The organism is Streptomyces sp. NPDC032822 (assembly GCF_055578825.1).
The window spans coordinates 40,434-53,500 of sequence record NZ_JBVIOL010000004.1 but is presented as its reverse complement, the minus strand read 5'-3'; the positions used below and the strand labels follow the sequence as shown (position 1 = coordinate 53,500).

11 protein-coding genes, 1 tRNA gene and 1 pseudogene are annotated in these 13,067 nt (G+C 70.1%); 10 read left to right on the top strand and 3 right to left on the bottom strand.

Annotation, left to right across the window (positions count from 1 at the left end; genetic code table 11):
- From ACZ5VD_RS12670 to ACZ5VD_RS12660, 3 genes and pseudogenes are all read left to right on the top strand, one after another.
- Positions 1–380, top strand: a pseudogene (locus tag ACZ5VD_RS12670) (DEAD/DEAH box helicase); the annotation flags it as partial.
- 172 nt (positions 381–552) lie between these two features.
- Positions 553–2,088: an amino acid permease gene (locus ACZ5VD_RS12665; protein ID WP_468550279.1), complete on the top strand. Its 1,536-nt coding sequence runs from the start codon at positions 553–555 to the stop codon at positions 2,086–2,088.
- A 164-nt stretch (positions 2,089–2,252) separates the two neighbouring features.
- Positions 2,253–2,325: transfer RNA gene (locus ACZ5VD_RS12660), tRNA-Lys, on the top strand.
- Positions 2,326–2,745: 420 nt separating this feature from the next.
- Here ACZ5VD_RS12660 and ACZ5VD_RS12655 read toward each other — a convergent pair.
- Complete coding sequence (locus tag ACZ5VD_RS12655) at positions 2,746–3,018, bottom strand: hypothetical protein (RefSeq protein ID WP_468550336.1); 273 nt, start codon at positions 3,016–3,018, stop codon at positions 2,746–2,748.
- A 147-nt stretch (positions 3,019–3,165) separates the two neighbouring features.
- Positions 3,166–4,419 (bottom strand): phospholipase D-like domain-containing protein, encoded by a 1,254-nt coding sequence (locus ACZ5VD_RS12650; RefSeq protein ID WP_468550280.1) that lies wholly within the window; start codon positions 4,417–4,419, stop codon positions 3,166–3,168.
- A gap of 854 nt (positions 4,420–5,273) precedes the next feature.
- Here ACZ5VD_RS12650 and ACZ5VD_RS12645 point away from each other — a divergent pair.
- Together ACZ5VD_RS12645 and ACZ5VD_RS12640 are read left to right on the top strand one after the other, a co-directional pair.
- Positions 5,274–5,612, top strand: coding sequence for a MerR family transcriptional regulator (locus ACZ5VD_RS12645; RefSeq protein WP_468550281.1), 339 nt, complete (start codon positions 5,274–5,276; stop codon positions 5,610–5,612).
- A 246-nt stretch (positions 5,613–5,858) separates the two neighbouring features.
- Positions 5,859–6,062, top strand: coding sequence for a cold-shock protein (locus ACZ5VD_RS12640; RefSeq protein WP_164320436.1), 204 nt, complete (start codon positions 5,859–5,861; stop codon positions 6,060–6,062).
- Between the two features lie 63 nt (positions 6,063–6,125).
- Here the strand turns inward: ACZ5VD_RS12640 and ACZ5VD_RS12635 are convergent, their stop codons facing one another.
- Positions 6,126–6,890: a hypothetical protein gene (locus ACZ5VD_RS12635; RefSeq protein ID WP_468682223.1), complete on the bottom strand. Its 765-nt coding sequence runs from the start codon at positions 6,888–6,890 to the stop codon at positions 6,126–6,128.
- 133 nt (positions 6,891–7,023) lie between these two features.
- Between ACZ5VD_RS12635 and ACZ5VD_RS12630 the strand changes: the two genes are divergently transcribed.
- The 5 genes from ACZ5VD_RS12630 (at position 7,024) to ACZ5VD_RS12610 (ending at position 13,061) form a co-directional block, all read left to right on the top strand.
- Positions 7,024–7,506 (top strand): hypothetical protein, encoded by a 483-nt coding sequence (locus ACZ5VD_RS12630; RefSeq protein ID WP_468550283.1) that lies wholly within the window; start codon positions 7,024–7,026, stop codon positions 7,504–7,506.
- 465 nt (positions 7,507–7,971) lie between these two features.
- Complete coding sequence (locus tag ACZ5VD_RS12625; RefSeq protein WP_468550284.1) at positions 7,972–9,414, top strand: PLP-dependent aminotransferase family protein; 1,443 nt, start codon at positions 7,972–7,974, stop codon at positions 9,412–9,414.
- The gene (locus ACZ5VD_RS12620) at positions 9,411–11,474 is read left to right on the top strand and encodes a class II fructose-bisphosphate aldolase (protein WP_468682222.1); all 2,064 of its coding nucleotides are present in this window, start codon (positions 9,411–9,413) and stop codon (positions 11,472–11,474) included. Before ACZ5VD_RS12625 ends, ACZ5VD_RS12620 begins: the two co-directional genes overlap by 4 nt.
- Positions 11,471–11,980 carry a YbaK/EbsC family protein gene (locus ACZ5VD_RS12615; protein ID WP_468682221.1) on the top strand — a complete coding sequence of 170 codons (510 nt, stop codon included), beginning with the start codon at positions 11,471–11,473 and terminating at the stop codon, positions 11,978–11,980. Before ACZ5VD_RS12620 ends, ACZ5VD_RS12615 begins: the two co-directional genes overlap by 4 nt.
- A gap of 97 nt (positions 11,981–12,077) precedes the next feature.
- Complete coding sequence (locus ACZ5VD_RS12610) at positions 12,078–13,061, top strand: DMT family transporter (RefSeq protein ID WP_468550332.1); 984 nt, start codon at positions 12,078–12,080, stop codon at positions 13,059–13,061.
- Positions 13,062–13,067 lie beyond the last annotated feature (6 nt).

Genomic DNA, 13,067 nt, shown 5'->3' with positions numbered 1-13,067 from the left:
ACAACCGTGGTGGCGGCTTCCGCCGCGACGACCGTCGTGACGACAACCGTGGCGGCGCCCCCCGCTCCTTCGAGCGCCGGGACGACAACCGCGGCACCGACCGCGGCAACGACCGTGGCGCCGACCGCGGTGGCTTTCGCCGGGACGACCGTCCGGCCCGCCCCTTCGAGCGTCGGGACGAGCGTGGCGGACACCGCGGCAGCGACCGCCCGTTCAACCGTGACCGTCAGGGCGACCGCCCGGGCTTCCGCTCCGGTGCCTCCAACGACCGCCCCTACGGCCGTCGTGACGACCACCGCGGCACCGGTACCGGCAGTGGCACCGGCTCGTCGTCCTTCGGACGTCGTGACGACAAGCCGCGCTGGAAGCGCAACGGCTGATTGAGCGGCGCGACGGCCGACCGTTCGGCGGCCGACGCCGAGTGAGCTGATCCGAGAAGGGCCCGTACGACTTCGGTCGTACGGGCCCTTCTCGGTCGGCGGGGCCGCAAGGGGCCCTTTCTAGCCAAGTTGTGACGTGTGTCACGCCCTTGGGGTGGGAATCGCTGGGGACATGACAGATGACGCCAAAGCGAGTGGGCTCTCTGATGAAGAGCGGCTGGCCCAGCTCGGTTACACGCAGGTTCTCGCCCGCCGCATGTCGGCGTTCTCCAACTATGCGGTGTCCTTCACGATCATCTCGGTCCTGTCGGGCTGCCTGACCCTCTACCTCTTCGGCATGAACACGGGCGGCCCGGCCGTGATCATGTGGGGCTGGGTCGCGGTCGGTCTGATGACGCTGTTCGTCGGACTGGCGATGGCCGAGATCTGTTCGGCCTACCCGACGTCGGCGGGCCTGTACTTCTGGGCACACCGGCTGGCCCCCGCCCGGACCGCGGCCGCCTGGGCCTGGTTCACGGGCTGGTTCAACGTGCTCGGCCAGGTCGCCGTGACCGCGGGCATCGACTTCGGGGCGGCGTCCTTCCTCGGCGCGTATCTGAACCTCCAGTTCGACTTCGAGGTGACACCGGGCCGGACGGTCCTGCTCTTCGCGGGCATCCTGGTGCTGCACGGACTGCTGAACACCTTCGGCGTCCGTATCGTCGGCCTGCTGAACAGCGTGAGCGTCTGGTGGCACGTGATCGGCGTCGCGGTGATCGTCGGCGCGCTCACCTTCGTCCCCGACCACCACCAGTCGGCGTCCTTCGTGTTCGGCGAGTTCGTGAACAACACGGGCTGGAGCAGCGGGATGTACGTGGTGCTGCTGGGCCTGCTGATGGCCCAGTACACCTTCACCGGGTACGACGCCTCGGCCCACATGACCGAGGAGACGCACGACGCGTCGACGGCGGGCCCGAAGGGGATCGTGCAGTCCATCTGGACGTCGTGGATCGCGGGCTTCGTCCTCCTCCTGGGCTTCACCTTCGCGATCCAGTCGTACGACGGCGCCCTCGCGTCCCCGACCGGGGCGCCGCCCGCCCAGATCCTGCTGGACGCGCTCGGCGCGACGGCGGGCAAGCTGCTGCTGCTGGTCGTGATCGGGGCGCAGTTGTTCTGCGGCATGGCCTCGGTGACGGCCAACAGCCGCATGATCTACGCGTTTTCGCGCGACGGCGCGCTGCCCTTCTCCCACGTCTGGCACACGGTCAGCCCGCGCACCCGCACCCCCGTCGCCGCGGTGTGGCTCGCGGCCGGCGCCGCACTGGTCCTGGGCCTGCCCTACCTGATCAATGTGACGGCATACGCGGCGGTGACGTCGATCGCCGTGATCGGCCTGTACATCGCGTACGTCATCCCGACGTTGCTGCGGCTACGCAAGGGGGAGGACTTCGTCCGCGGGCCGTGGCACCTGGGCCGTTGGTCCCGGGTCGTGGGGGTGGTGTCGGTGGCGTGGGTCGGCGTCATCACGATCCTGTTCATGCTGCCGCAGGTCTCCCCGGTCACCTGGGAGACGTTCAACTACGCCCCCGTCGCCGTCCTCGTCGTCCTCGGCTTCGCCGCGACCTGGTGGCTGGCCTCGGCCCGCCACTGGTTCCTCAACCCCGACCACGAACGGACCCGTTCCCTGGCGGCGGCCCGTGTGAACGCCCCCGAACCGGTCGATCCGTAGCACTTCGCCCACCATCCGTGGATGATCCTGTGCCGATCCGCGTGTGATCCCGTGCCGATCGGCCAGTGATCCACCGGTGATCCACCGGCCGACAGGGCCGTGTCCCCGATACCCGATCGGAGACACGGCCTCCTCCGGCTATGCTCGGGGAGGCAACATCGCCTGGGCCCTTAGCTCAATTGGCAGAGCAGTGGACTTTTAATCCATTGGTTGTGGGTTCGAGTCCCACAGGGCCTACGCAATCGCCCCCAGCTCAGAGGCACTTCGAGCTGGGGGCGCGCCCGTTTTGGGGCTCTTTCATGATCGCGTGCTGGCCCGTCGCCGGCCCGAGAGGGCAGAGACGAATGAGACCGGGCGGCCACCCACGGGGTGACCGCCCGGCTCCGCCTTGTGCGACCACTACGAGAACCTCGGCGGATCCGGCGCATGTCGCACCGACGTGGGAGCAGCAGGCCACCGCTGTGGGGGAGGTGGAGGTCCTTGGTCTGGATGCAGCGGCCGTGCATGTCGCCGTACCCGGGCTGTGTGGCCGGCGTGCACTCGGCCGAGCGCGACGAGGTGTCGTCGATGGCGTCGGTCACCCCCCCCCAGGCCGTTTCAAGAGCCGTCAGAAGTGCCCTTGCCCGCTCCTGGGGCTAGCTCCGTACTGCCGGAGTACTAGAAGTAGTGTTTGCGTCCGCCGATCTTGCGACCGCTCGCCCCGAGAATCCAGAGCACCGCGCCGACCACGACGAGCACTCCGCCCACGGTGGTCAGCAGCGATATACCGACCAGCATGCCGATGATGAGCAGGATGGCGCCAAGCACAATCATTTCGGTTCCGATCTTCAGATTCCTCGGTGTGGGGCAGAGAGTCCGGTCGGCCGCGCTGTCGGCGGCCGGCAGCTCCCTGCCGTGCCCCCTCCGTGTGCCCAGGTCTCCGCCGACCACGCCATGGTCTTGGATCGCCCCTCCCGGATTCGTTACCGGTCCAGGCCGGCAGCGGGCGTGAACGCCGACGTGGGGTGCCGTCCGCCGCCCGCCCCGCAGGTCCGGAGACGGGGCCGGTCGGGGTGCGCGTCGAGGCCGCCGGACAGGTCAGAGGAAGCGTCGGATCGGTAGGACGGCCGTCTCCCTGACGCGTTGGAGCAGCGCGCGTCGCTTCCACCGTCCGGCACCGATGAGTTCGCTGTGCTTCAGGTCTTCCGTGAAGTGACGGTCCAGCGTCGCGGTGAACGTGGGGTCCAGTACGGCGAGCATGACTTCCTCGTCGTGGTGGAGAGAGCGACGGTTGAAGTTCGTCGAGCCGATGAGCGCCGTGGCCCTGTCGACGGTGACGACCTTGGTGTGGAGCATCGTCGGCTGGTACTGGTAGATCTTCACCCCGCATTCGGTGAGATCCTCGTAGTAGTGCTGGCCCGCCAGTTGGCACACCCGCTTGTCGGTGTACGGGCCCGGCAGCAGGATCTCCACCTCGACCCCCCGGCGGGCCGCGGCGCACAGCAGCTCGATGAAGTACGCGTCGGGTGCGAAGTAGGCGGTGGCCAGCCTGATTCTCTCCTCCGCCGTATCGATCACCACGCGGAGCAGGGTCTGCATGTCCTGCCAGCCGAAACTGGCCGAGCCGCGCACCACCTGCACCACGGCATCGCCCTGGGGGGTGTGGTCGGTGAACCGGTCGCGGTCGTCGAAGAGTTCGTTGTGGGACTCGGCCCAGTTCTGGGCGAAGGCGGCGGCCAGCCCGTCCACCGCGGGGCCACTCACCTGGACGTGGGTGTCACGCCATTCGTCAGGGTTGCGAGCGTCGCCGCACCACTCCTCGGCGATGCCGACGCCACCGGTGAAGGCGGTCTCCTCGTCGACGACCAGGACCTTGCGGTGACAGCGATGGTTCTGCTTCAGCAGAGACAGATACATCGGCTTGCGGAACCAGGCCACCTGCACCCCGGCCCGCTCCATCGCCTCTAACTGGTCCTTCTCGATGAGCCGGCTCCCGAAACCGTCCAACAGCAGCCGTACGCGCACTCCTTCGTGCGCCCGCTCCGCGAGCGCGTCGGCGAACCGCTGGGCTATCTCCCCCTTCCAGTACACGAACGTCATCATGTCCACGGTGTGCCGGGCGGAACGGATCCGGCCCAGCATGGCGCCGAAGATCTCGTCCCCGTTGCGCAAGGGGAGCAGCGCGTTGCCTTCCGTGGCCGCGATCCCTATGAGCCGCTCCAGCCGGCGTCTCGTGCGCCGGGCCCGATCGTCGAGGAGTCCACTGACGCCCTCCCGGCCCTCCGCGTCCTGAGATCCCGCGCTCCTGGCTGCCTCGGTGGAACCGTCGGGTGCGCTCTGCGTGTGTGCCATGGCTGTACCTTCCTGGACAACCGGCCGGACGACCAAGCCGCGCAGGTGTCGGGGCGGCCCCGTCCTCGGGGGCATCCGATACGGCATGGCCGGCGGATGTCCGGGGCGGTGTGTCGGCCGGGTCGTCCGGGGCGGGTTCGCCGCCGGCCGGGACCACTGCGGTCACCCGCACCGGATCCGCCCGCGTGACAGCGCCGACGGCGGCGGGCTCTTCGCCGCACGGCACGACGGTGCCCCGGGTGACCGGTGGTGACAGCCCATCGACGTGCGCGGATGCCCGAAGGCCGGCCGAGGGTGGATACCTCATCGTCGGGCCCACCAAAATCTGTTCTTGCTGGAGTAGACATTGGGCGTTCGGATCATTACTGTTTCTCTTGTAGCCGAGATCGAGCGAGGCCCGGCAGACACGAACTGTCGGGCAGCAGTACACGTAGGACGGTGCGGCGGTGGAGTCTCGAAGCCAGTTTTTCGTAGGACGGCGACGGGACTGACGGCCGGACCGGGTGGCCCGCGGTGATCAGGGGCCGCCATGAGCAGGACCGCGATCGACGCGGTGGCAGTACCAGCAGTTCACGTTCGGTAAGTAGTGAGTTTCAGAGGGAAGAACGGAGGAGTCGAGCGCCATCAGGATCGCCCGGGCGGACATCTGAGCCCGGGTACCGCAGGACATCGATAGTGAGGTGGTCTCCGGTCACACATTCGCGATCCCCGCACCCCCGTCGAAGTGTCGGACGGCCGTGCGGAAACAGAAGGCCGGCGCAGCAGTAGGGCCGGCAGATGGTGTTTGCAGTTCCTTCGGGGCCTTGGTGCCGTACGGCACCAAGGCCCCTCTACGCGTTCCACAGAGAGGTGAGATGACAGCAGACGAGTCGCTGGGCCGTCTCGACGACGACGACTACCCCGCCTACACGATGGGCCGGGCCGCCGAACTGCTCGGCACCACTCCCGGCTTCCTCCGCGCCATCGGAGAAGCACGGCTGATCACTCCGCTGCGCTCGGGGGGCGGCCACCGCCGCTACTCCCGTTACCAACTGCGCATCGCGACCCGCGCGCGGGAACTCGTCGACCGGGGCACCCCGATCGAGGCCGCCTGCCGGATCATCATTCTCGAAGACCAGCTCGAAGAAGCCCAGCGCATCAACGCCGAATACCGTCGCGCCGAAGGACCGTCCAACGCGTCGGCTGCGACCTGAGGTGAGCGTGCCCGCCGGCACCGGCGGGCCATCACCCACCCGCGTGGCCGGAATACGACGCGGGAGATTTCTGTGGTGATGACGTGTGCGGACAGGTAGCGTCTGTGTCAGCTGTCGTGGTTCGGAGTTCCCCTTGCCCACGCCTTAGGTGTGGGCATTTTGCTGTGCTGTGCCGCAGGGACCAGGGCGATCACCTCCGTCTCCCCCTATGGAGGGGGAGACGTTCATCGACTGGAAGGCATGACTATGGCTACGGGAACTGTGAAGTGGTTCAACGCGGAGAAGGGCTTCGGCTTCATCGCCCAGGACGGCGGCGGCCCGGACGTCTTCGCGCACTACTCCGCGATCAACTCCTCGGGCTTCCGTGAGCTTCAGGAGGGCCAGGCCGTGACGTTCGACGTCGTCCAGGGCCAGAAGGGCCCGCAGGCGGAGAACATCACCACCGCCTGACCCGGTGGTTCCGGACACCGACCAACTGTCCCGAACCACCAGTGCCTACGGCAGAGCCCCGGTTCAGACCACGTCTGGACCGGGGCTCGTGGCGTTCTCGGGGACGGTCGCCCCGGCCCGCGGTGCCTGCCGCGCCGCTCGGCGTTCCGCTGCCCGGCGGCGCCAGGCCAGGGTGAAGGCGAGGGCGGCCAGCAGGGCGGGGACGGCCAGTTCGACGGTCAGGGAGGCCATCCAGTCGGGGTTCATCCGGCGGGTCAGGCCGCTGCTGTACCGGCAGGTCGCCTGGGGCGGGAAGAAGCTGTGACTCAGGGTCCTGGGCGGATCGGTTCCCCAGTCCGCCCCGGCGGCGCAGGCCGAGGACGGGCCGCTGAGGAGTCTCCAGCCGGTCAGGGCGTAGAACATGAGGAAGACGGAGCTGGTCACGAGGGCCGCTGCTCCGGTGCGGCGGAGTTTCTCGGTCCTGGACGTCGGGACCACCAGGGCGCTGCCCAGCGGTGGGTCGCAGCACTCCGCGACCAGGGCCACGAACAGGCAGACGACCAGGGTCAGGAAGGCGGCCCAGAGCACGAGGTTGAGTGCGCCTCTGCCGCCTGTGGACGCGATCTCTCCGTGCTGGAACTCGCAGACGGTGGCCGGCGGGAACGCCTCGTACCGGGTCCGCAGGAATTCCCCGGGGCCCCGGGTCAGTCCCTGCGCGCACCGCTCGTCGAATTCGAGCATGCCGAACAGGGCCGGTATCGAACCGACCACCAGGACACCGAGCGAGATCCCCACCGTGGCCCACAGGCCGCCCGTCCGGTAGCCGCCGGGCGAACGCGCGTCTGACATTCGCGCACAGTAACCGACCCCGCGTTGACACGGGTCGGCGTCGGACGTTGACTGGCGGCACGGCTCAGAGCCATGCCGCTGCGGAGGACCCGGCACGACGTAACACGACACGACGTACAGGAAAGCGGCACCGATGATGTACGACCAGTCACGCGCCCAGCAGCTCCCGGACCGGTCCGCCGGCCGTACCGAACGCCGGGCCTCCGGCCCGGAACCGCTGGTCCCGCCGGGCGAGCGGGAGAAGATCGTCCAGCGCCTGGGGCGGGCCCTCAACCACTTCGCCGACACCCCGCGTGAGGCGCTGGAAGAGGCCGAGGGCGCCTACGACGACGCCGTCGCGCAGCTTGTGGAGGCCCTCGCCGCGCAGCGGAGCGCCCTCCGCGCGCGCTGGGAGGAGCAGGAGGCCGGCCCCCGGGATCCCGGACTCCCGGACACCGAGGCACCGGACCTCGACGCGCAGAGTCTTGAAGCGCAGGGCCTTGAAACGCAGGGTCTCGAAGCACGGGACCTCGACGCGCAGAGCGCCGACGCGCAGGACCCCGAGGAGCAGGCCGCCGAACTCCGGCTCGCGCTGCGCCAGTACCGGGAGATCACCCAGCGGCTGCTGCGCCTTTAGGACACGTCGGGTAGGGCGAATTCCAGTCAGGCCGGGGGCGGGACTTCGGGTGCCCCGCGGGGCATTCCGTACGTATCGCACCGAGGGGGCATTCGGCGTGAAATTCGGGCCGCCCGGCCGGACCTCTTGGTAGGTCTTGTCTGCGTTACGCACTTTCCACAGAGCGTGGTTTCCGCAGGTAGGGCGGGCGTGGAGAGCGGCCTGATTTCGCCGACCGGAGTTGATCTTCGGCCGGTACAGTCGGCCGGGTTGACGTGTCGACGCCTCCGGGACGAGCCCCGGAGAGCTGGGTTCGGGGGAGGCTCGTAGCAGAACATCGACGGCTGCGTCCGGCATGGTCCGGCGGGCCCGGCGTACTGCCTCGCACAGTGTCGTGCGCGGGTGTCGCCCCTCACCTCCTTCGCGTCTTCCTTTCCTTTCTCTCCCTTCTTTGGGTTCTTTCCGGCATGCAGCGGGGGTTGATTCATGCGCGCGGCAGAACAAGACAGCGGCGTCGGTCTGGTGGACGACGAGGCACAGGCGGCGGTCGTAGCGGCCGAGGGCATCATCGAGGAGGCCTCCGGGGGTGACGGCGGCGGGTTCGGCCAGGTCTGGTCGGACGACCGGGTCGCCCACCTCCTGGAGCGGCTCTCCTCGGACTTCGTGCTCGACAACACCTACCGTGAGCAGCACCTGAGCCTCACGGCCAGCGAGAACTACCCGAGCAAACTGGTACGGATGCTCGGCAGCGGACTGCAGGGCGGTTTCTACGAGTTCGCCCCGCCGTATCCGACCGACGCCGGCGAGTGGGCCTTCCCCGACTCCGGCGCGAACGCGTCCCTGGTGGGGAAGTTGACCGGCATCGGCCGGCAGCTCTTCGAGTCGGCCACCTTCGACTGGCGGCCCAACGGCGGCTCGGTCGCCGAACAGGCCGTGCTGCTCGGCACCTGCGGACGCGGCGACGGCTTCGTGCACTTCGCGCACAAGGACGGCGGCCACTTCGCCCTGGAGTCACTGGCCACCGCGGCCGGCGTCAACACGTACCACCTGCCGATGGTCGACCGGACCCTGCTCATCGACGTGGACCGGCTGGCCACGCTGTGCGCCGAGCACCCGGAGATCAAACTCGTCATCCTCGACCAGTCGTTCAAGCTGCGCTGGCAGCCGCTCGCGCAGATCAGGGCCGCACTGCCCGAGGGCGTCTTCCTCGCCTACGACGCCAGCCACGACGGCGCCCTGATCGCCGGCGGGGTGCTGCCGCAGCCGACGCTGCTCGGCGCGGACGCCGTGCACGGCAACACCCACAAGACGATCGCCGGGCCGCAGAAGGCGTACATCGCCTTCCGGGACGCCGACCACCCCAAGCTCCGGGCGGTGTCGGACTGGGTCTGCCCGCAGATGCAGAGCAACTCGCACGCCGAGCTGATCGCTCCGATGTACATCGCGCTGTCCGAGATCGCCCTCTACGGCCACGACTACGCGCGTCAGATCGTCGCCAACGCCAAGGCCCTCGCGCACGCCCTGCACGAGGAGGGGGTACGGGTCTCCGGGGAGTCCTTCGGGTTCACCGAGACCCACCAGGTGCACCTCATCACCGGGTCGGCCGCCGACTCCCTGCGGCTGTCCCTGGGCGACCTCGCGCACGCCGGCATCCGCACCACCAACATCGAGGTGCCGGGCGCCAACGGGCTGCACGGGCTGCGGCTCGGCGTCCAGGCGATGACCCGGCGCGGGCTGCGCGAGGCGGAGATGCGCGAGGTGGCCCGGCTGGTGGCGAAGGTCGTACTCCGCCGCGCCGAGCCCACCGCGGTCCGCGCGGAGGTCGCCGACCTCCTCCAGCACCACCCGCTGGACCGGCTCGCCTACTCCTTCGACGCCTACGTCGACTCGCCGGCCGCGGCCCGTCTGCTGGGGGAGGTGTTCCGATGAGCACGGAGAACGTGGTGGACACGGTGAGCGTGCCGCCCTCGGCGGCTCCGGTGAACGTGCCGCCCTCCACGGTTCCGGTGGCCGCGGTGGCTCCGGCGAACCAGGTCGGTACGGTGACACGTGCGAGCGGCGGGGTTCCGGCCGGCGCGGCGAAACCCGGTGCCCCCGCGGCCTCCAAGGGCCCCAAGAACCCCATGTCCCGCGTCATTCCCCGCCCCCCGCTCCCGCCCGGCGTGCTCGGTGCCGGAGGGCGGACCCGGCCCCGGGACGTCCCGCATGCCGTGGTCGGCGCCGAGGTCTGGCACACCGAATGGGCCCGGCCGCTGCTGGAGCGCCTCGAACTGCGGACCGTCATCGCCGACGAGCGGCTGTCCTGCGAGCGGGTGCTCGGCACCCTCGCCGCGCAGTCGGTCGCGTTCGTCTGCGAGGAACTCCCGGTCAGCGGCCTGGCCGCGATGTCCTGGGCGGCCCGCCGCACCGAGGCGCTGCGCCGCGACGACCCGCTGCTCGGCGTGGTGTTCATGGTCGAGGACCCCCGGGCGCTTGACCCCCGGGCCCTCGGACCGCTGGTGCGCACCCTCTCGCCCGGTGACACGGACCTGCCCGACTTCCTCTCCGAGGTGCAGCGCGTCCGGCGCGAGTACCACTGGGAGTTGCGCAACCGGCGGCCGGGCACGGCACCGGCGGGGGAGGCCCTGGCAGCGCCCGCCCGCTGGGCCGGGACCGTGCCGAACTTCAACGTGAAGCACCCCTCGATGCTGCTGCCGTACGCCCTGCTCTCGGCGCGCACCCGGCGGGACGTGTACTGCGAGATCTCGCCGCAGGAAGCCCTGCTGTTCGTCGCGGACCGGGCCGGCCGGGGTCCGGTCGCCGCCGTCGCCGAGGTCTTCCGGACGCTCCAGCAGGACGTCGACCGGCTCAACACCGCGCTCGGTTCGCGGCTGCGGCTGCATCTCGACCACGCCGACGACTACGAGGTGATCCAGGCCGCCTGCGAGGCCGGGTTCGACTCGGTCATGGTCGACGGATCCGGTCGTACGCTGCACCAGAACGTGCTGTTCACCAACGCGGCCACGGACCTGGCACGACGGTACGGCGTCCTTGTCGAGGGCGAGATCGGCTCCATCGACGGGGCCGGACTGCGCAAGTGGAACAAGACCACCACGAGCGACTTCACCCGGTTCGTCGAGGACACGGACCTCGACCTGGTCGGGGCGCACGTGGGCCAGTTCCACAGCTTCGACTACGGCTTCGCCGCCACCCGCCGGTCCCTGGCCGAGGTCGGTCTGATGGACGACCGGGCCACCGGCGACGACCTGCACGCCTTCGCCGAGGCCTGCGCGCGCGTCGAGAAGGACCTCACGGACGCCGGGCTGCCCGGCTACTCGGCCGAGCACCGGCTGGTGGCCGCGCTGGCCCGCCGGGCCACCACCGAAGGAGACGTACACGGACCCGCACAGGGAGGCGGGGGCGGGGCGGATGCCGGGCCGCGGCTCGACGCCGTGTTCCGCGAGGCCCGCGCCCGCGTCCCGGTCTTCCAACGGCCGCTCCTCGATGCCCTGGAGAGGGAGTGGCTGGAACGGCGGCTGGCCAAGGCCCGGCGCAAGACCGAACTGTGGGACGAGGTCTTCGCGACCTCGCCCGCACGCGAGCACCGGTACGCGGCGATCGACCACGGGCTGGTCCGGGCCCTCACCGGTGTCCTGGGCGGCTCCGGCCGCGCGCTCGTCGTACACGGCGGCAGCTCGCTCTCCCGGGTCGACCTCGCGTCCCTGCCGGCCCACGGCGTGGCCCGGGTGAACTTCGGCAGCGGGGTCTACGCCGACTATCTGGAGGCGCTCCGCGCCCATCTGCCCGTCGATCTCAATTCACCTACGGGTGACGGCAGTTGGAAGCACGTGCGGCGCATGTCGTACCTTGCGGAGGCGACACGCGACTGGCGGTCCTGGACCGAGGCACCGCCGTCCTTCGTCGACACCTTCGTCAGCCGGCTGGAGCGGTGCTACGCGACCCCGCTCCGTGGCCGTACGCCCGCCGAGGCCGTGGGAGGCCGCAGTTGAGTTCCGTTGAGAGCGCTGTCGAGAGTTCCGTCGAGACTCCCTTCGAGCAGATCGTCGACCTTCTCGACCGGGAGAAGGCCAGGTACCGCGTGGTCGAGCACCCGGCCGAGGGGCGTTCCGAGGAGGTCTCCGCGGTACGCGGCACGACCGTGGCGCAGGGCGCGAAGGCGCTGGTGTGCCGGGTGAAGGGGATCGAGGCCCCGGCGGTGCTGGCCGTGCTCGCCGGTGACCGGCGTGCGGATCTGAAGAAGGTCGTCGCCGCGGTCGAGGGCAAGAAGGGCGGGTTCGCCCCGTCGGAACTGGCCGAGCAGCTCACCGGCTGTGTGGTCGGCGCCATTCCGCCCCTGTCGCTGACCGGCGCGCTGCCCGTCGTCGTGGACGCGGAGTTCCTCGCCGCCCACGAGGAGATCGCCTTCAACGCGGGCCGGCTCGACCGGTCGGTGGTCATGGCCACGGAGGACTACGTACGGATCGTGGCGCCCACGGTGGCGCCCCTCGCGCAGTAGCGAGACCGGCGCGGGCACCGGTGCCCGCGCCGGGCACCGACATCGACATCGATACGGACATCGACACCGACATCAAGGGGGGTGCGTCGGCTTGCGCGTGCGGATCGGGGCACAGTTCGTCGCGCTGGCGTGCGCGTGGGGTTCGAGTTTCCTGTTCATCAAGGTCGCGCTGGACGGGCTGACGCCCGGACAGGTGGTGTGGGGCCGGCTGGTGCTGGGCGCGCTGGCGCTCTGCGCGGTCATGGCGGTGACCCGCAGCCGGATCCCCCGGGACCCCGGGCTCTGGCTGCGGCTGTCCGTGGTGTCCGTCCTGCTGTGCGTCGTGCCCTTCCTGCTGTTCTCCTGGGCCGAGCAGCACCTCGACTCCGGCATGGCGAGCATCCTCAACGCCACCACCCCGCTGCTGACCCTCGCGGTCGGCACGGTCGCGCTGGCGGACGAGCGGCTCGACCGACGCCGTACGGCGGGCCTGCTCGCGGGGTTCGCCGGGGTCCTGGTGCTGATCGGGCCGGGCGGCCTGACCGGTGGCGGCGGTCATCTCACGGCCGAGCTGGCCTGTCTGGGCGCCACCGCCTGCTACGGCGTCGCCTTCGTCTACCTGCGCCGCTTCATCAGCCCGCTCGGGCTGCCGGCGGTGAGCGTCGCCTTCGTCCAGGTCACCATCGGCGCGGCCGTCATGCTGGTGGCCACACCCTGGCTCGCGACGTCCACGCCCCGGATCGACACGCCCATCGCGCTGAGCATGCTGGCGCTGGGGGCGTTGAGCACCGGGCTCGCCTATCTGTGGAACAACAACATCGTGCAGGCGTGGGGCGCGGTGAACGCCGCCGCCGTCACCTATCTCACGCCGGTCGTCGGTGTCACGGCGGGCGTGATCCTGCTGGACGAGCGGCTGAGCTGGAACCAGCCGCTCGGGGCGGTGCTGGTCATCGCCGGGATCATGGCGGCGCACGGCACACCGCGATCGGGGTCGAAACCGGTGCCGAAACCGGTGCCGACGCCGGTCGTCCAAGCGGCGGACGCGGATGCGGATACGGATGGGGACGCGGTGCCCAGGGCCGAGGAGCCCGCGGTCCGCTGACGGACC